Genomic DNA, 19,931 nt, shown 5'->3' on the forward strand with positions numbered 1-19,931 from the left:
CATTTGACTACCAGGCAAAAAGCATATTTCGCTCTTTCGGTAACCAGTATTGTATGGGGAACCAGCTGGGTAGCCAGCCGGTATGCGGTTCAGTCTGCTCCAGCTTTACAGGTTTCTGCTACCCGTCAAATGATTGCGGGTTTGCTTTTTGCCGGTTTCTTTTTATTGAAAGGGGAAAAATTACCCAATCCCAAACAAATGCTTTGGTTAGCCGGGATGTCAATTCTGTTGTTTGTATTTGCCAACGGTCTCGCAACTGTAGGAGTGAAATATATATCCAGTGGACTGGCAGCTTTAATTGCAGCTTTGTATCCTTTAAGTGTTGTTATCATTGAAAAAATATTTTTTAAGAACAGAAAAATTGGCTGGGTTACCTTTCTGGGAATCGTGTTGGGCATAACAGGCATTGCCATTGTTTTTTACGACAACGCTTTTCATCACCAGGGGCCCAACTACTGGATTGGGATACTGGTTTCGGTGATTGCCATGCTTAGCTGGAGCGTGGGAACCATTATCATTTCAAGAAAACAAATTACCCTGAATCCTTATTATGCCATTGGGTGGGAAATGATTTTTGCATCTCTGTTTCTGTTTGCAGGTGCTGCTGTTACAGGTAACCTGGTTCCTTTCAGTTCCTTTCCTGCACAAACCTGGTATGCCATCAGCTATCTGGTAATGATGGGATCATTAATAGCGGTAGTAGCATTCTTATATACCATGAAACACCTGGAAGCTTCTGTTGCTGCATTGTATGCCTATGTAAATCCGATTGTTGCCATAGTTATCGGATCCTATTTAATCAAGGAGCCCCTGACCAAGGAAATTATCATTGGTTCCTGCATCACCCTCATAGGTGTTTACCTGGTTAATCAAAGTTTACGCAAACAGAAATCAGCGTAAATGCTACACCATTCTCCAAAATTGGCCTGCTCACTTAAAAACTGATTATGAAAAATGGGCATAAAGCAACCACCATATTGCTGAAACTGCTGATAATAATAATCCATTTTTATTTTGGCAACTTCCGGAGTATTTCGTTCATGAAATATCTGCGTAGCATCCATATAGCAGAACGGAAAAATTTTCAAAGAAGTTTCTTCATTGTTCAATAAATGAAACCAGTTGAATGCTCCTGTATAAGAGGCCCTGAAACCCGAAATAGTTGGATAACCCATTGAGTAATCTTCTTTTATTCCAGCTTGCAGAAGGGCTTGATAAGTATCCGGAAAACGAAGTTGTATATAATGCTGGCGGGATTGTGTTACGCTTTTTGCGCTAAGCTCTTCAATGATTATTTTTTCATTTCTCAGCTTCTTTTCATAACCATCCAATATTTTCTGTACCGAAGGATGAAGACCCACTTTGTATTTCCGCGCAATACCTTGAATCAGATTGCCCATCCCTTTGCTGTTAGGCGAAATGTTTTTATGAATGGCGTCCCTTTTGGCTGATACCAGAAAAAAATAAATCGGATCAAGTTTGTATTGCTCATGTAATTGATTCAGCCAATCATACACATCGTAAGGATCTTTTCTAATGCCTGCCAATACCTGAACTCGTTCTGTTATTCCGGAAAAATTTGCATTCAGTAAATCCTTAAAATACCCTCCTATATTTCTTAGAATAGAATGATATTTATAACTATAGGCAATATCAATATCATAACTGGGTTTGAAACTGAAAGCGGGTTTGGCATAGGGCAGGTTGTTTTGAACCACCCATTTTTCCACCCAGCTATTTACCAAAGGCTGCTCTAAAAACCCATGCTGATAAGCAATAGACTGTTGATAGTTATACCTGCCCAGGTAGTCCTTATTATGTGGCAGCCATTCTTCGTAGCGGGTAATTAAATAAAAAGAAGCAGCGAAAATATCAAAAGGTATGGTACCACCGGTTGTTTCAAAAATAACCGGAACACCCTGCCAGTTGGTTAGGGTTATACGCTGTTCCTTTAATTCTTTCTCAAATAAAAGTGTATGTGGTATTACCTGAGAGTCAACTCCAGACAGTGACGCCGAGGAATAATTGATTTTTTTTCCTGGAAAGGATACGAATGCTGCAATATCATTCGTGATACATGCCCTTCCCTGAAATAGTAATTTTACAATATAGTTCAGTCGGGCACTCGCTATTGGTGAATACACAATAATATCTGAACCCAAGTCTCCCATATACTAGGATTGATTAGACTCTTTCCACATTTCATTGAAAGTCTTGGGGCTGAAATCCAGATCTGCCCGATGGGCTGTCCATCCTTTAAAAATTTTATTGACAATCCAGTTTTTCATTTTCCCATTACCCGCATTCATCATTACCCTGTTTAAACTGGCGGTTTTCCATGCTTTCCAGGCTATGCGTTCAGCCAGACTGCTATTCCCCTGTACCACTGCTTCGTGACGGTTATCCAGCAATAATTCATGCAGGTTAATTCGTACAGGGCAAACTTCAGTGCAGTTACCACAAAGAGAAGAAGCATAACTCAGGTGCTTATATTCATCCAGCCCTTTTAAATAAGGCGTGATTACTTTACCAATAGGGCCACTGTAAGTTGTTTCATATGCATGTCCGCCAATATTCTTATATACAGGACAGGCATTTAAACAGGCCCCGCAACGAATGCAATACAATGCCTCCCTGGCCAATTTACTGGCCAGTAAATTGGTTCTTCCATTATCCAGTAAAATCACAATCATTTCTTCAGGACCATCCGTTTCATTGGCTTGTCTGGGGCCAGTAATAATAGTATTGTATACGGTAACTCTTTGTCCGGTTCCAAAAGTGGAAAGCAATGGCCAGAATAAAGAGAGATCCTGAACAGATGGAATAACTTTTTCTATTCCAACTACCACAATATGTGTTTTGGGCCAGGCACAACTTAGTCTGCCATTTCCTTCATTTTCTGTTAAAGCAATGCCACCAATATCAGGTAAAATAAAATTAGCTCCTGTTACACCTACTTCAGCAGCAATATATTTCTCTCTTAATTTTTGTCGGGCTACCTGAGTTAATTCTTCCGGGCTTAATCCCCCGGGTACACCCAGTTTATCTGCAAAAAGACGTGCTACGTCTTCCTTGCTCTTATGCATGGCAGGTGTTACAATATGATAAGGGGGCTCTCCGTCCAGTTGCTGTATGTATTCTCCCAAGTCTGTCTCTACACTTTCAATTCCATTTTTTTCCAGAAAATCATTCAGATGAATTTCTTCTGTAACCATGCTCTTACTTTTCACCAATGTTTTGCATTGCTTCTCGCTACAGATTTTGCCGATATGCTTTAATGCTTCTTCTGCTGTTTCTGCCCACAAAACCTTTGCACCTCTTTCTGTTATCTTTTGCTCGAACATTTCAAGATATTGATCAAGGTGTTCTATTGCATCCCACTTCTTAATCTTCGCCATTTCCCTGGCTTCCATTACATTGGTAAACTGTTTTTTTCCAATAGGAACTACCGCATTGTACTTGCCAATATTAAAATTGATTTTTCTGCGATGTTCCAGATCCGCAGCTTTGATGGTGCTTTTGGCAATAAAACTGGCTGCTGTATTACTCATCGTTTTGCTTTTTTAATTCATTGGCTGTAGCTTCCAATGCTTCATAAAATTCAGGGCCGTACTTTCTGATTAATGCTTCTTTCAGAAAAACATAAACCGGAACCTTCAATTGCTTACCCAGCTTACATCCTGGCTTGCATAAGTCTTCCCGGGGATGATAATTTACATATTCAATATCAGGATCTTTCTTGCTTTTTCTGATGAGTATCGGAAAAAGATGGCAGCTGATTGGTTTTTTCCAGTCGAGTTTTCCATCATTATAAGCCTGTTCAATACCACAGATAATGGTGCCACTTGCATCTTTTTTTCCGTAAGCACAAATACCGCCGTTAATGGTTGGAGTTACCCAGCCAAACTCTTTATCATAAGTGTATTTGCCTACTCTCTTAATCTCTTCCATTCCTGCTTCATTTAAATAGGGCGTAATTACATCAAAGTATTGATCTAATTTTTCCAGCTCCCATTTTTCCATTGGAGCACCGGCATCACCGTCTTCACAACATCCGCCCTTGCATTTGCTTAAATCGCAAACAAATTGTTCTTCAACCACTTCATCACTAATCAGAATATTATCAATTGCTATCATTGTTAGTATTGTTTGCGTATTAGTGCTTTATTTGCTTTCGCCAGGTAAATGTATTAATAATGTGTTTCACGTCTTCAATCAGAAAACGGTTTACAATACCCAATGAATCTTCATTCGGTGTAGCATCAAAATACAAGGCCCCTCTGAGAAAGTGGCGGGTTGAATCTGTCAGAAAAAACTGATTGGCGGTGGCAACATTCCCCCCAACTCTGAAAAACACCCCTTCTACATTGTATGGATTACTAAAGAGGCTGTCTTCTATGGAATAAGCTTTGGAAGAATGTTTACCTGTTAAAGTAAAAGCATGTTTTATTAAAGTATCAAACTTATTCTTCTCTCCAATCTGCTTGTAACTGATATAAATTCTACCACTGAATTGCGGAAAGTCAATATTGATCCACCAGGGGTTTTCAGTAGTTTCATTAAAATAGGTACTGTCTTTGCTGATATTTGCATAAACAGGATATTCAAAGCTATAAGGATAACCGGCTTCGTTGAACAACTGATACTTTTTCTCCGGGAAGTCTATTTTAAAATAGCCGGTTTGCTTGGGTGTAAACGGACTATTACAGGCATAAATTCCAATGCAGACAAATAGTAAAAACCCAAGTATCCATTTATTCATCACCGCGCTCTTTAATGGTCAGTTTTACTTTTACAATCCGGTTCTTGGCCACTTCCAGAACGGTGAATTCAAATTCATCGGTTGGAACTACCTGATTCACCTGAGGAATTTCTCCTGCTATCTCAAGAACAAGCCCTGCAAGAGAATCACTTTCCCCTCTTAATTCATCAAAAGTATTCAGGTCTATATTCATGATTTTACAAACATCATTAATCATGAGTTTGCCCTCAAAAATATAGTTGTTGTCGTCCAGCTTTTTATACCCGGCATCTTCTTCATCAAACTCATCCTTAATTTCACCAATCACTTCTTCCAGAATATCTTCCAGCGTAATTATTCCGCTGGTGCCTCCAAACTCATCCACTACCACTGCAAAGTGTATCCTTTTGAGCTGAAACTCTTTCAACAGATCTTCAATCATTTTTTGCTCATGCACAAAAAAGGGAGGACGTAACAATTGCTTCCAGTTAAAATTGGCCGGCTGGTCCAGATAAGGCAACAAATCCTTGGTGTGAATCATCCCTGTTATATGATCAAGCCCCTCTTTGTAAACGGGTAGCCTACTGTAATTCAATTCTTTCACAAGAGAAAGTAAATCCTGAAAATCAATTTCTTCATCTACCCCGTGAACATCCACGCGGGTCTTCATTACTTGTTTTACGGTAATGTTTCCAAACTTCACAATGCCTTTTAAAATATTTTTTTCATTTTCAGAAGCCGTATTGTCTGTAGTGATGTCAATTGCATGATCCAGTTCTTCCAGACTATAGGCATTTCCATTTTTATTACTCAGGGCTTTTTCAAATTTATCAGAATACTTAACCAATTTCTTGCCCAGTCCACCACATAAATAGGTTAAAGCCTGTACAATCCCGCCAAAATCCTTGGCAAAACGAATATTGTTTTGGGTTGCCAGTACCTTGGGCATTACTTCTCCAAATAATACCAGCATAAAGGAAACTGCCAGCACTTTTATAATAAACTCAACCCATGCCGCACCATATTGCTCAAAATTGAAAAGATTATCAATCAAAAGATTAGATACGATGATGATGGTAATATTAACAAAACTGTTTGCAATTAACAGGGACGCAAGAAAAGACTTGGGTTCTTCCAGCAAATCAACAATCCGTTGGTAAGGTGGAATTTGCTTGGAGCGCAGCAGATTAATGTCTTTATGTGTTAAAGAGAAAAAAGCTACTTCAGCTCCTGACAAAACAAAAGACAGGAAAAACAACAGTAACAACACCATTACCATTACGGTAGTGCCTTGCGCTTGCGCTGCGCTTAATAAATAGGGAGTATATAATAAATCAACTGCAGGGTGATAATCCAAGGTCACGGATTTTGGTTAAAAAGCAAAAATATCATTTCTGCTACAATTAAAACGGAAGAGATTCATAATCAGGCTCTCCTGTACCAGGACCAGCCGTTCCATCCATTTTTTTATCCAGCATAATTAAATTATCTGCTACAACTTCTGTGGCAAATTTTTTATTGCCTTCCTTGTCTTCCCAGCTTCTGGTTCTTAATCGTCCTTCTATATAAATTAAACTTCCTTTGTGTAAATATTTTTCAGCCAAATCTGCCAGCCCTCTCCATAATACCACCGTATGCCACTCCGTTTGAGAGACCAGTTTACCCGTTCTGTCTTTGTATGTTTCGGTGGTAGCCAAGGGAAACTTTGCAACGCCAATATTTCCTTCCAACTGCTGTATATCCGGGTCTTTGCCCAGATTTCCAATTAGCATAACCTTGTTAACTCCGCGCATATGCATTTGATTTAGGTAATTTGCTTCTTAAAAATACCCATTTTTTATTTATTTACCATCAACGGACTTTTTTATTCGGAATTGCTTCCAGATAAGCATTGATGATTCTGGGAAAGGCAAATTCACCTATTTCTTTTTCCTGAATCCAATCCATGCTTTTCAATGATACCGGAACAGTTGGTAAATCAATATGAATAAACTGAGCAGTTACCTGCTGGTGGGTTAATTGCTGAATCTGTACCGCAGATATGGATTTTACCTTTGCCGATTCAATTGCCAGCTGCTGTTCCAGCCACTGCAGTACATTTTCGTTCGTCCACTGGATTGGCTTTTCAGTTTCAAACAGATAAAACTCATTTAAGCCCTGCCAGATATCTTTTTGCCTTCTTTGCCGGATGGCAAGGAAACCTTTGGTGTGAAAAATAAAGTAGGTGAACCATCTTTTTGTTCTTTTGATTGTCTTAGACTTAACCGGCAACTGATTAACCTGACCGTTCAAAAAAGCAACACATTGCCCGGACAGTAAACAAGTGCCACAGAAAGGGGCAGCAGGCTTACAAACGGTAGCTCCAAAATCCATAATGGCCTGATTATACAATCCGGGCTGATTTTTATCCAGTAAGGTTTGAGCGTATTCCCCGAATTCCATTTTTCCCGCATTGGTATCTATAGGCGTTTCAATTCCCGTATAACGGGAAATTACCCTGAATACATTCCCATCCAATACCGCATAGGGTTGATTATAGGCAAAAGATGCAATGGCAGCTGCGGTATACGGCCCCACACCTTTTAATTGTATAATCCGACTGTAATCATCTGGGAATTTACCCCCCAGTTCATAACTTATATAACGTGCTGTATACAATAGGTTCCGGCATCGGCTATAATAACCCAAACCCTCCCACATTTTGAATACTTTCTCATCTGAAGCATTGGCCAAATCTACAATGGTTGGAAAAGCTGCCACAAAACGGTTATAATATTCCAATCCCTGCGATACCCTTGTTTGTTGCAACATGACCTCACTCAACCAGATTTTATATGGATCCTTCTCTCCCTTCCATGGCATATTTCGTTTATTTTTATCCTGATTCCAACCCATCAATTGATTGGTAAAAAACCGCTTTGCCGCCTCTTTTATCTTGTTATTATTCCTCATAAGTAGTTGTTTCTGGAAGGGAATAGTTAATATATAATCAAATTTACAACTGTAACTAATTGAATGATTTGATACTGTCTTTAAAAACAATAACCGTTTTTTTGGGTAATTCAGCTTTTTTTAGTTACTTTAATCCAAATACCTATTAAAAAAACAACTAATAATGAGAAAATCAGATCTCATCAACAACATTTCTGAAAAGACAGGTATACCAAAAGTAGATGTTTTGGTTACACTGGAGACAATGTTCAAGGAGGTAAAGGAGAGTCTTTCTCAAGGCCAAAACATTTATATACGCGGCTTTGGCAGCTTTATTACCAAAAAAAGAGCAGCCAAGATTGGACGTAACATTAAAAAAAATGTAGCTGTAGAAATCCCTGAACATTTTATTCCTGCCTTTAAACCTGCCAAAGAATTTGTAAGTGAGGTGAAAAGCAAACGTAAGTAGTTACCTTTGCAGAAACTGAACTTTCCGTGAAAAAACAACAATACGTTCTTTCTGCCCTTGCGCTTTTACTTTGTTTTGCCTTGTATTTTGGCGGTAAAACCGTTCCAGACAAGTCGGCTGTTACACATTCAGAAGATGACGGACACGATCATTCAGCTGATTCCCCCCAGAAAATAGACATCAATACCCTTTTAGCGACCGCAAAGGAAAGTATTACCCCATCTCAGTCTCAGCGACTGACAGCCTTGGAAAATTCAGTAACCAGAGGGGATGTAAAAGACCAGCAAATACACGCTTATCATGAAATAGCACGTTTCTGGCTAGACTCGGCCAGAAAGTTCGATTTATACGCATATTATACTTCAGAGGCTGCGAAGTTGGAAAATTCTGAAAAAAGCCTCACCTTTGCCGCCCGCTTGTTTTTAGACCGGTTAATGATGTCTGGTGATCCAGCCATGCAGAACTGGTTGGCGAGCAATGCGAAAGTTCTTTTAGAAAATGCCCTTAAAATCAATCCTGCAAATGATTCAAGCAGTATTGGACTGGGTGCCTGCTACCTTTTCGGAAATATCAGTACCAACCCTATGGAAGGAATTACACTGATTAAGAAAGTAGTAGACAGAAACCCGGATAATATTTATGGGCAAATGATGCTTGCACTGGGAGGTAAAAAAAGCGGACAATACGACAAAGCGATTGAACGATTTTTACTGATAGTGAAAAAGGAACCCGAAAACATTGAAGCTATATTTCATATAGCTGAGTGTTACGACCTTAAAGGAGATAAAACCAACGCTATTGTTTACTATGAAAAAGCAAGGGAGCTGGTTAAAATACCTCAGGCAAAGGAAGAACTCAGTAACCGAATCATGGAATTGAAAAAATAATTTATTGTTTAACTATTTAAATCTCTTTGTATGCCTTGTGGTAAGAAAAGAAAGCGTCATAAAATTGCGACGCACAAAAGAAAAAAACGTCTAAGAAAGAATCGTCATAAGAAGAAGAAATAGGTCTTCTCTTGAAAAATAGTAAAAAGCATTGCACCGTGGTGCAATGCTTTTGATACTTATCTACTGTTTGCTGTTGCCTCCAGAATTTCTGCAACTTTACTCCTCCTCCTTATTCAGCAGCAATAAATAGTTTAAGTAGATGTCAGGTCCTGCAATTAGGTTCCTGTCTTTGTATTTTAAAGTTGCAAATCTGTGAACAAAGAATTAATTATAAATGCTGGTCCAACCGGCGTGGAAATAGCTTTACTGGAAGATAAAAAGCTGGTGGAACTTCATAGCGAAAGTGCGGATATGAACTTTGCTGTGGGTGACCTATATCTGGGAAAAGTAAAAAAACTAATCCCTGGGTTAAATGCAGCTTTCATTGATGTTGGATACGAAAAAGATGCCTTTTTACATTATACCGATTTAAGTCCTTACGCCAGATCAATTATCAAGTACACCCAAATGGCCATTCACGACATGGATCCTAATGGCTTTGATTTCTCCAAATTTCAGACAGAACCTGAAATTATAAAAACAGGAAAAATCAACGAAGTACTAAATGGTAAGCCCAATGTATTGGTTCAGATTCTGAAGGAACCCATTGCAGCAAAAGGCCCCAGATTAAGTTGTGAAATCTCCCTTCCGGGGAGATTCGTGGTTGTTACCCCGTTCAATGAAATTGTTGCTGTTTCCAAAAAAATTCATTCCGGAGAAGAACGAAAGCGACTGCATAAAATAGTGGAAGCTATAAGGCCTAAAAACTTTGGTATTATAGTAAGAACTGCTGCGGAAGGAAAAAGTACCGCAGAACTACATCAGGACCTTTTGGGCATCATTGAGAATTGGAATAGCATTCAAAAAAAACTGAAGGGTGCGGTTGCTCCTGTGAGAATCTTAAGTGAGGAAACAAAAACCACCAGTATTCTGCGCGACCTTTTAAATGCCGACTTCAATAAAGTGGTGGTGAATGATCAAACCATTTTTGCTGATACACAGTCTTATATTCAACGCATTGCTCCGGATAAACAGGATATTGTTAGTTTGTTCCAGGGGAATGGCCTTCCTATTTTTGATCATTACGGCATTACCAAACAGGTAAAAAGCTCTTTTGGCAAAACCGTTAATTTACCCAGTGGTGCCTATTTAATTATTGAACATACAGAAGCACTACACGTAATAGACGTGAACAGCGGATATAAAAGTGTAAGCAATAATCAGGAAGAGAATGCCCTGCAAACCAATATGGAGGCGGCTGAGGAAATTGCACGACAACTTAGATTAAGAGATATTGGCGGTATTATTGTAGTTGATTTTATTGACATGAAACTTCCTGACAATAAGAAAAAATTACAGGAAGCAATGGAAGAATTCATGAAAACAGACCGTGCCAAACATTCTGTTCTTCCTATTTCTAAATTCGGGCTGATGCAGATAACCCGCCAGCGCATGCGTCCTGAAGTAAATATCAATACTTCAGAAAACTGCCCGGTTTGCAAGGGTTCAGGAAAAATAACATCGAGCCTTCTGTTAGAGGATGAAATTGAAAAGCGCTTGTCTTATTTAACTTCTCATGCACATAATAACCTTACACTCGTTGTAAATCCAATTGTGTATTCGCATTTAACGAAGGGCCTTTTCTTCAGTTCCATTATTAGAAAATGGAATAAGAAGTTTAAAACAAAAATCAAGATTAAGTCTAATAATAATTACCATATAGTTGAGTTCCGTTTCTTTAACGAGCACGAAGAGGAAATTAAACTATAACTCAGCTTTAAATAAAAGAAAACCCCGGTCAGATAACTGAACCGGGGTTTATTATGCAAGCAAACAATTCGCTTATTGGTATCCTGCGTTTTGAACAAGATTCTTGTTTACGTCAGTTTCTCTTCTTGGAATTGGTAAAATTAACTTAGGATCATTCCAGGCCAATGTGCCAACTGCAGTTTGTAAACGCTTGGCTTCTATTAAATAATGACCTTCAAAAGCCAATTCAAAAGAACGCTCTTTGGTAATATCATCCAAAGTAACGGCAGCTAATGATCCCAAACCAACTCTGGTTCTGATTCTGTTGATATCAGCCAAAGGAGTTGCTCCTACAGTTGTATTCAGACGCTGATTACACTCTGCACGAGTCAGATACATTTCAGCTAAACGGATAATAGCAACATCACCAAAACGATCAAGGTGCTTATTGGTATAGTAGTTACCACCACTTAAAGTAAAGTAGCCTTTTCTGAAATCACCATTCTCATATGCATTGATATGGTTAGTTCTGATTTTACAATCGCTTCTTCCAGCAGTTCCCGGAATAGTTCCGATAGCTCTGCCGAAATAAGTGTTCTGTGAATTGGTACCATCCTGTGCAGTTACTTTCAAAGAAAACAGGTATTCACCTGGAGTTGCCCCTGCATTGTTAATGAAAGTAAACCAGTTGTTGCCAAAATTAGCAGCCAAAGACTTACCACTACCAGTAATAACACGGTTAGCAGCATCTCTTGCATTAGCATAATCCTTTATCATAAGGTATACACGGCTCAATTGAGCAGCAGCAGCCCATTTACTTACATAATTGCCATTTGAAGTTGGCAACAAGGTTTCAGCCTTGGTTAAGTCTGCTATTACCTGATCGTACACCGCTTTTACGGTAGCTCTTGCAGGATAGTTTGCATCTGTTACGTTACCAGTTGGGGTTAAAACCAATGGAACACCCGGGTTGGTAGCATAGTCTCCATCTCCAACGAATTTGGCAAACAATCTTACCAATTCAAAATACATGGATGCTCTTAACATTAAAGCTTCCCCTTCTACTGAATTTTTCTTAGCAGTAGATGAAGTTACTTTGGCAACAGCTGTTAACACATTATTACAACGATTAATGGTGTTGTAGCAAGCTGCCCAGGTATCACGAGCAAAGTTATTATCAGAAACCATCTGCGTCTGATAAGCATCAGATAAGCCAGCAAAAGTTCCTGTAAAGTTAATATTGGTAGAGTTGCCGATAACATCATTTAAAACCATGATATCACCGCCATAAGCTGCGGCACTTTGTGCACCATCATATGCACCTACCAGGGTAACCAAAACATCACCTTCTGTATTTAATGCAAGATTATCCGCTATACTAGCTGTTGGTGCAATGTCCAATCTTTTTTCGCAACCTACCAGTGTAATAGTACCTAAAAGCAATGCAGCTTTGAAGTAATTACTCATGTTGTTGATTAATATTTTCATAATAGTTATTATTAATTAATTAAAAACCTACGTTCACACCAAACAAAATAGTTCTTGGCTGAGGTGATGTATAGAAGTCATTTCCTTTAGCAATATTTGAATCGAATGAGTCCGCATTAACTTCCGGATCCCAGTAAGTGTAATTGGTAAAGGTTAACAAGTTCTGTGCAGATACATAAACTCTTAAACGCTCGATTTTAAATTTAGACAATTGCTTTGCGTTGAAAGTGTAGCCTAAAGAAACTGTTCTTAAACGGATGTAAGAACCATCTACGATATAACGGCTGCTGGCCTGAGATCCATTCACTCTGTACAAACGTACCTGAGGAACATCAGTAATATCACCAGGCTTCTGCCATCTTCTCAACTGATCTGCAGTATTGTTGTCTTCGTATAACATACTTGCAGAAGAGTATCTACCCATACCATAAATGTTGTTCTCGTTACCCAATACACCATTAAAGAAAATAGATGCATCAAATCCTTTGTAAGAGAAGTTGTTGGTAATACCTAAGATATAATCAGGGTTTGGATCTCCTGCTACAATTCTTTGTGCAAGATTATAGTTGCTGGTTGTTCCTTTATTTAAAGAACCATCTGCATTCTTGGTATTTAAATAGAACAATGCGTTACCGTTTGCAGGATCAACTCCGGCATATTGTGGGGTATAGAAAACACCTACTGCATATCCTTCCTGAACGCGGTTCATACTGCTGATTCCACCTTCAATAATTTGACCAGCGATATCAGTTACCTTACCAATATTACGGGCAATATTAAAGCTGGTATTCCACTTGAATGCACCAATCAGGTTCTGTGTATTCAATACAAACTCAAATCCTTTGTTCTGTAATTTACCTACGTTTCTAACCTGACTGTTGAAACCGGTAGTTGCAGGAATATTTACATTCAACAATAAACCTTCTGTATTCTTAACATAGTAGTCGATTTCACCGGTAATACGGTTGTTCAAGAAACCGAAGTCGAAACCAATATCAAACTGTTTGGTAGTTTCCCACTTCAGGTTGTCGTTTCTCAACTGAGAAGGACGCTGACCTGCAGCACCTGCGTAACCCGCATCTCCAGAGAATAAACCTAACTGAGGGAAGTTTCCGATTTCAGCGTTACCAACAATACCGTAGCTCGCACGCATTTTCAGGAAGCTGATGAATTTATTATCCTGTAGGAATTTTTCATTACTCATGATCCAGCCCGCAGAAATCGCAGGGAAGAAACCAGATCTTGAATTTCTACCGAATCTGGAAGACTGGTCAATACGCGCACTTGCCGCAACAATGTATTTCTCATCAAAAGTATAATTACCTCTTAAGAAATAAGAAAGGAATCTGAAATCGGTCTGAGAAGAACTACCACTGGAAATGGTTGCCGCACTTGCAATCTTCTGATAAGAATCGGAAGGGAATGCAGTACCTTCTGTAAAGTTGTATTTCGCCTGAGACTGTTGGTACTGAGTACCCAATGTTGCACTGATATTGTGTTTATTTACAACAGTGCTATAATTAAAGTAAGACTGTGTATTGTAGTTGGTTACAAATGCACCTCTGTTGGTACCCAAACCTCTGGACGCTCTGGTTTGGTTTCTAACAGTCTGAGTTTGGAAGTAACCTTCTTCATTCTGACTTAAGTAGTCCATACCAAATTCAGTCTGGAAGGTTAATCCTTTAGCTAAATAAGCTTTGATATATGCATTACCAAATGTTCTGTAAACATCCTGCGTATACTTGGCATAGTCAACAGACAATACCGGATTATAATACAAAGGAATGTTCACGTCTCCGGGAGGCGCACCAGCTGGTAAACCTGTATTCGGATCAGTGAATGGAGTCATTGGCATTAATGCGATTGCCTGTAAAGGATTAGAGAAGGCGTTATCATCTGGTAAACGTCTGTTATAGGTTCTGGAAAGGCTTAAAGAAACCCCCATATCCATCCAATCGTTCACTTTCTGATCAATGCTTAAACGACCGGTAGTTCTCTTTAATTCGTTACCAATCATGGTACCGGATTGCTCTAAATGCTGGAATGAAGAGAAAAACTTGGTTTTATCTGTACCACCTCTGATTTGTAAATCAGCTTGTCTGTACGGAGCTTTCTGGAAAACAGCATCCTGCCAGTCATAAGATTTCTTTGGATCTTTAGACCAGTTACCATAACTGTAGTAATCCATTACACCATCTTTAACATAGGTAGTCCAGCTATCCGGATCATTTAATGGAGTACCATCCAAATCATCACGGTATTTGGCACCTTCTAAAATAAGCGTAGCGTATTCTTCGGAATTCAACATTTTCAAACGCTTGGTTGCTTCAGCAGCACCTGTCTGATAGTTAAAAGTAACCTGAGTTTTACCTGCACGACCTCTTTTAGTAGTAATCAAGACAACTCCGTTTGCTGCACGAGAACCGAAGATGGCACCTGCAGAAGCATCTTTTAATACTTCAATAGATTCAATGTCGTTGGGGTTAAGGTCAACCAATGGATTGGTTTGTCCACCATAAGAACTCTGGCTATTGGAAGTCATTGGAATTCCATCCAATACATACAAAGGCTGGCTGCTCGCACTGATAGAAGAGTTTCCTCTAACACGAACAGTAACCGCCTGTCCTAATTTACCAGACTGGCTGTTTACAAATACACCTGCTGCCTTACCTTGTAATGCGGCATCCACACTCGGTGTGGGCATGTATTCAATATCTTTTCCTTTTACGCGGGCAATATTACCAGTTACTTCTCTTTTAATTTGAGCACCACCGAAACCGGTAACGATTACTTCACTCAAATTAGAAACAGAAGAGTTCAAGGCAACATCCACATTGGTACCTCTTACAGGAGCTTCTACTTCAGAATATCCTACATAAGAAAATACCAGGGTTTTTACGCTGGAAGTTACTTTAATGCTGTACGCACCGTCCGCGCCTGTTAAAGCGGTAACAGCGGTACCTTTTGCTTTTACTGTAACACCACCCAGCGGAGCCCCGTTGGCGGCGTCAGTAACTTTACCTGACACGGTTGTTTGAGCATGAGCTACCACAACACAGAAGAGAGCAAAAAGCCCTACTAGCAGTTTTTTTCTCATATTTAGTTTTTTGGTTCTATACCGGTGAGTTCACCAGTCAGCCACCAAGTTAACAAAAATTTCATTTGTAAACGATTTGTTAAAGGTTTTTTTAAGGTTTGTTAAAAGGATGAATGGTTAAAACCGCCTAATTCATATGTGAATACCCCTGATTGGGTTAAATTCTAAAAACTTACGAGCAAAAGTCTTATATATAGTTTTATTTTAAATATATTATTAATATTATCTATTTACTATTGTTTATCAATAATTTAAAAAACGGAAATGAGGAAAAACCTCTTACTGCAACAAAAATTAATTTTGCAGTTTGCCCTATTTTGGTAATTTAGTGGTAGAATTTAATGGGTTAGTAAGTAAAGGGGTCAACAGTTTTGTTGGCCCTTTTGCGTTTTATAATTTTCCCTTTAAATTCCCTTATTATACCTGTTATGAGTAAGATTAAGACCGCTTTTTTTTGCAGCAATTGTGGATACGAGAGTACAAAATGGATTGGAAAATGTCCTTCCTGTAATCAATGGAATACATTTTCAGAAGAAATAATTCAAAGTGGAGACGCAAAAGAAAAAACTACCTGGGATGACTACTCAGATAAAAAAAGAACGAGCAAATCAATTGCACTAAATGAAATAAGTTACCAGGAAGAAAAAAGATTGGTTACCACAGACGCAGAATTAAACAGAGTGTTAGGCGGGGGGATTGTAGCTGGTAGTCTGGTGTTGGTTGCCGGTGAACCCGGAATTGGTAAAAGCACTTTGTTTTTACAAAATGGATTGCTGTTAAAAAATATCCGGGTTTTATATATCAGTGGAGAAGAAAGTGAGCAGCAAATTAAAATGCGTGCTGATCGTCTTAATATCTCCAATGAAAATTTTTACCTGCTTACTGAAACAGACACCAATATCATTTTTAAAGAAATTAAAAAACTAAAACCAGAGCTGGTGATTGTAGATTCCATTCAAACGCTACAGTCTAATCTGATTGAATCAGCTGCAGGTACTGTTTCACAAATAAGAGAATGCGCTGCCGCCTTCCAACGCTTTGCAAAAGAAACCAACACGCCCGTATTTCTGATTGGTCATATAACAAAAGATGGCTCCATTGCAGGACCCAAAATTCTGGAGCATATGGTGGATACCGTTCTGCAATTTGAAGGTGACAGACACTATGCTTACAGAATTCTCAGAACACTTAAAAACCGCTTTGGCTCTACATCTGAGCTGGGTATCTATGAAATGGGGGGCACCGGAATGCGCGTTGTAACCAATCCTTCAGAAATACTAATTGCTCAGAGAGAAGAAGTATTGAGCGGAAGTGGAATTGCAGCTGCCCTGGAAGGAATGCGTCCGCTTTTAATTGAAGTACAGGCACTGGTAACTCCCAGTGTATATGGAACACCACAAAGAACGGTTACCGGTTTCGATTTAAGAAGATTACAACTTTTACTGGCAGTATTAGAGAAGAGAGGTGGATTTCAATTCGGACTGAAAGATGTTTTTGTAAATATTGCCGGAGGAATAAAAATTGAAGACCCATCCATTGACCTTGCGGTAATTTGTGCATTGCTTTCTTCTTATGAAGACAACCCGCTACCAAAAAATATTTGCTTTGCCGGAGAAGTTGGATTGAATGGAGAAATCAGAGCCGTTAACAGAATTGAACAACGAATTGCAGAAGCTCAAAAACTGGGTTTCGAAAAAATTATTGTTTCAAAGTTTAACAAAAAAAGTTTTGATGCAAAAGCATTTCAGATTCAGATTATTGCCCTTAGCAGAGTAGATGAAGTGTATCAGCAATTGTTTTAAAGAATCCGTTTAAAAACATTTTTTTCTTCGTTAAATACGCATCTGTGTTAATAATATTATGCAGAAATTGACTTCATGTCAATACCTATTCAATATTATATCAATGCATTTCAACAATTGTTTTTTCCGCATATCTGTTGCGGATGCGGCGCTGATTATTTAAAAGACAATCAATTCATTTGTGCATCCTGTATGCACATGCTACCCGAAACGCATTTTCTGGACAAAACCGGTAATCCAATTGATAAAATTTTTGAAGGCAGAATACCCGTTACGGCAGCCGGGGCCGGTTTTTATTTTTATAAGTCCGGATTGGTACAACACCTGATTGCCCAGTTAAAATATCATCAGAACAAAGAAGCCGGTAAATTTCTTGGAAGATGCCTGGGACGTCAGTTAATAGCTACCAGCCGGTTTAATAGTGTTGATTTACTAATGCCCCTGCCCCTTCATCCCAAAAAAGAATTTCAACGGGGATACAACCAGGCTGCCCTTATTTGTGAGGGAATCAAAGAAGTCTGGCCTAAACCCATTTGTACCAAAGCTATCTCCCGTCTTATTTATACGCAAACACAGACCCAGGGTAACCGCATCAGCCGATGGAAAAACATGGAAAATGCATTCTGGGTCGTGGATCCAGCCTATATTAAAAACAAACATATTCTATTGATTGATGATGTAATTACCACTGGTGCCAGCCTGGAAGCATGCGGAAATGCCATTTTAAGTGTACCTGGCACAAAACTCAGTATCGTAACTGCAGCCTATACCGTTTAAACTACCCCTTACTGCATCAACTTTTTCTGCTTAGTTTCGTTATAATAAATAAAAACGCATGAAATACTTTCTTTCAATCATCAGCTTTGTTATGCTTAGTGCATTTACCCTACCCGGCGGACCCAGCATTCATAGTTTTAAAGTAAAGTCGATTGATGGCAAAACCATTGATTTTTCCAGCTTTAAAGGAAAAAAGATACTAGTAGTAAACACGGCTTCCAAATGTGGCTACACCCCTCAATATGAAGCTTTACAAAAAGTGTATGAAGCCCACAAAGACAAACTGGTAATCGTAGGATTTCCAGCCAATAATTTTGGAGGTCAGGAGCCAGGTTCAGATAGTGAAATCCAGGACTTTTGCAAAGCTCGTTTTGGCGTAAGCTTTCCAATGGCCAGCAAAGTAAGTGTTAAAGGAAACGATATGGCACCCATCTACAAATGGCTGACTGCAAAAGCAGAGAATGGTGTACTGGATGCAGAAGTAGGCTGGAATTTTGGGAAATTCCTGCTGGATGAAAATGGAAAAATGATTGCTTATTATCCTAGCAAAGTAAAACCAGACAGCGAAGAAATTTTAAAGTATGTAAAATAGTTTTTCAGCTATTTTTACAGATGCTTTTTTCAGATGTAATAGGACAGGATACCATTAAGCAGCATTTGGCTGAAATGGTTGAACATAACAGACTTAGCCACGCATTATTATTCCTGGCAAAAGAAGGGGCAGGTGGACTTCCACTTGCCCTTGCTTTTGCGCAATATATTGTAAGCCTTCCTGCCGAAGCCCCGGTAGTAGAAGATCTTTTTGGTGGAATGACGGCATTGGAACCTTCAGGCGGTTTTATTCCCCCCGAACAAATAGCCAACCAACCTGCCTATGTAAGAGCAGATAAACTGGTGCACCCCGATTTGCATTTTACTTATCCCGTTATTCCCAGAAAATCTGGAGATAAGCCCGTAAGCGCAGATTATATTGAAGAATGGAGAAGCTTTGTTGAAACCATGCCTTATGGTAATGTTTACGACTGGTTGCAAAGTATTGGTGCCGAAAACAAACAGGGAAATATTACAGCGGAAGAATGCAACCAGATTATCAGGGAGCTGAGTTTAAAAAGTTTTGAAAGCAGATACAAGGTTTTATTGCTTTGGATGCCCGAATACCTGGGCAAAGAGGGGAACAAACTTTTAAAGTTGATTGAAGAGCCTCCGCCCAATACCGTTTTCATTCTGGTTGCTGAAAATGAAGAATCGATTCTGCCTACTATTATAAGCAGGTGTCAATTGGTTCGTATTCCAGCATTGGAAGATGCAGATATTGAAAAAGCATTGACTGAACGTGCCAAAGCCAATGAAGAAACAGCGAGACAAATCACCGGGATTTGTGAGGGCAACTACAGGGAAGCCCTGCATTTATTACAACATGCCGACGAAGACTGGCAGTCTTTGTTAAGAGAATGGTTGAATGCCATGCTGAAAACCGGACCGGCCGCTCAACTGAAATTTATTGATGAAGTCAGCAGACTGGGAAGAGAAAAACAAAAACAATTTCTACGTTATTTCAACCACTTGCTGGAACAAAGCATTCGTATTCGCGTAATGAGCGAGGAACAGATTAAAGTGGCAGCTGAGGAAAAAGACTTTGCCAAAAGACTGAATAAAATTGCTTCCGTTAGTCAGCAGGAATGCATGATTGAGGAGCTGGACAAGGCCGCTTACTACATAGAACGCAATGCCCACGCCAAAATGCTGTTTCAGGCACTGACCATTAAACTATACCATATCATTCAGAACAAAACCTTAATTTTGAGTAAATAGGTATCAATTAAAGAACTTTTTATTTACATATATATATGGGATGTGGATCTTGTGGAACAGGAAAGCCTAACGGCTG

17 protein-coding genes are annotated in these 19,931 nt (G+C 39.1%); 8 read left to right on the top strand and 9 right to left on the bottom strand.

Going from position 1 to position 19,931, the window contains the following annotated elements:
• Positions 1-3 precede the first annotated feature (3 nt).
• The gene (locus P767_RS0109530) at positions 4-900 is read left to right on the top strand and encodes a DMT family transporter (RefSeq protein WP_051417272.1); all 897 of its coding nucleotides are present in this window, start codon (positions 4-6) and stop codon (positions 898-900) included.
• Here P767_RS0109530 and P767_RS0109535 read toward each other — a convergent pair.
• Genes P767_RS0109535 through mutY form a run of 7 tightly spaced genes read right to left on the bottom strand, consistent with a single transcriptional unit; the run spans position 870 to position 7,693 of the window.
• The gene (locus P767_RS0109535) at positions 870-2,171 is read right to left on the bottom strand and encodes a DUF7033 domain-containing protein (RefSeq protein WP_026764319.1); all 1,302 of its coding nucleotides are present in this window, start codon (positions 2,169-2,171) and stop codon (positions 870-872) included. The two genes, P767_RS0109530 and P767_RS0109535, sit on opposite strands and share 31 nt — an antisense overlap.
• Before the next feature lie 3 nt (positions 2,172-2,174).
• Positions 2,175-3,551 carry a LutB/LldF family L-lactate oxidation iron-sulfur protein gene (locus P767_RS0109540; protein WP_026764320.1) on the bottom strand — a complete coding sequence of 459 codons (1,377 nt, stop codon included), beginning with the start codon at positions 3,549-3,551 and terminating at the stop codon, positions 2,175-2,177.
• The gene (locus P767_RS0109545) at positions 3,544-4,137 is read right to left on the bottom strand and encodes a DUF3109 family protein (RefSeq protein WP_026764321.1); all 594 of its coding nucleotides are present in this window, start codon (positions 4,135-4,137) and stop codon (positions 3,544-3,546) included. Before P767_RS0109545 ends, P767_RS0109540 begins: the two co-directional genes overlap by 8 nt.
• Before the next feature lie 19 nt (positions 4,138-4,156).
• Positions 4,157-4,762, bottom strand: a complete 606-nt coding sequence (gene gldD, locus P767_RS0109550; RefSeq protein ID WP_026764322.1) for a gliding motility lipoprotein GldD — start codon at positions 4,760-4,762, stop codon at positions 4,157-4,159.
• Positions 4,755-6,098, bottom strand: coding sequence for a gliding motility-associated protein GldE (gene gldE / locus P767_RS0109555; RefSeq protein ID WP_037352600.1), 1,344 nt, complete (start codon positions 6,096-6,098; stop codon positions 4,755-4,757). The genes gldD and gldE overlap by 8 nt, the downstream gene beginning before the upstream one ends.
• Before the next feature lie 46 nt (positions 6,099-6,144).
• The gene (locus tag P767_RS16645) at positions 6,145-6,534 is read right to left on the bottom strand and encodes a single-stranded DNA-binding protein (RefSeq protein WP_051408659.1); all 390 of its coding nucleotides are present in this window, start codon (positions 6,532-6,534) and stop codon (positions 6,145-6,147) included.
• Between the two features lie 58 nt (positions 6,535-6,592).
• Complete coding sequence (mutY, locus tag P767_RS0109565; protein WP_051417273.1) at positions 6,593-7,693, bottom strand: A/G-specific adenine glycosylase; 1,101 nt, start codon at positions 7,691-7,693, stop codon at positions 6,593-6,595.
• 163 nt (positions 7,694-7,856) lie between these two features.
• Here mutY and P767_RS0109570 point away from each other — a divergent pair, with 163 nt between their 5' ends.
• The 3 genes from P767_RS0109570 (at position 7,857) to P767_RS0109580 (ending at position 10,900) form a co-directional block, all read left to right on the top strand.
• Positions 7,857-8,141, top strand: coding sequence for an HU family DNA-binding protein (locus tag P767_RS0109570; RefSeq protein WP_026750914.1), 285 nt, complete (start codon positions 7,857-7,859; stop codon positions 8,139-8,141).
• Between the two features lie 26 nt (positions 8,142-8,167).
• Positions 8,168-9,028 (top strand): tetratricopeptide repeat protein, encoded by an 861-nt coding sequence (locus P767_RS16650; protein ID WP_051417274.1) that lies wholly within the window; start codon positions 8,168-8,170, stop codon positions 9,026-9,028.
• Positions 9,029-9,343: 315 nt separating this feature from the next.
• The gene (locus tag P767_RS0109580; protein WP_026764325.1) at positions 9,344-10,900 is read left to right on the top strand and encodes an Rne/Rng family ribonuclease; all 1,557 of its coding nucleotides are present in this window, start codon (positions 9,344-9,346) and stop codon (positions 10,898-10,900) included.
• A gap of 72 nt (positions 10,901-10,972) precedes the next feature.
• On the opposite strand, the gene P767_RS0109585 is transcribed toward P767_RS0109580, so the two are convergent.
• Both P767_RS0109585 and P767_RS0109590 read right to left on the bottom strand, forming a co-directional pair.
• A complete protein-coding gene (locus P767_RS0109585) occupies positions 10,973-12,367 on the bottom strand; it encodes a RagB/SusD family nutrient uptake outer membrane protein (protein WP_216593230.1) in 1,395 nt (464 codons plus the stop codon).
• Between the two features lie 19 nt (positions 12,368-12,386).
• Entirely contained in the window at positions 12,387-15,464 is a 3,078-nt protein-coding gene (locus P767_RS0109590; RefSeq protein ID WP_026764327.1) for a SusC/RagA family TonB-linked outer membrane protein, read from the bottom strand.
• Between the two features lie 428 nt (positions 15,465-15,892).
• Here P767_RS0109590 and radA point away from each other — a divergent pair, with 428 nt between their 5' ends.
• From radA to P767_RS0109615, 4 genes are all read left to right on the top strand, one after another.
• Entirely contained in the window at positions 15,893-17,266 is a 1,374-nt protein-coding gene (gene radA, locus P767_RS0109600) for a DNA repair protein RadA (RefSeq protein WP_026764328.1), read from the top strand.
• Between the two features lie 75 nt (positions 17,267-17,341).
• Entirely contained in the window at positions 17,342-18,043 is a 702-nt protein-coding gene (locus P767_RS0109605; protein ID WP_051417275.1) for a ComF family protein, read from the top strand.
• Between the two features lie 58 nt (positions 18,044-18,101).
• The gene (locus tag P767_RS0109610; RefSeq protein WP_037351714.1) at positions 18,102-18,635 is read left to right on the top strand and encodes a glutathione peroxidase; all 534 of its coding nucleotides are present in this window, start codon (positions 18,102-18,104) and stop codon (positions 18,633-18,635) included.
• A 20-nt stretch (positions 18,636-18,655) separates the two neighbouring features.
• Complete coding sequence (locus P767_RS0109615; protein ID WP_026764330.1) at positions 18,656-19,855, top strand: DNA polymerase III subunit; 1,200 nt, start codon at positions 18,656-18,658, stop codon at positions 19,853-19,855.
• Positions 19,856-19,931: the final 76 nt, after the last annotated feature.

Origin of the sequence: Sediminibacterium salmoneum NBRC 103935 (genome assembly GCF_000511175.1) — a bacterium.
Classification (GTDB): Bacteria; Bacteroidota; Bacteroidia; order Chitinophagales; family Chitinophagaceae; genus Sediminibacterium; species Sediminibacterium salmoneum.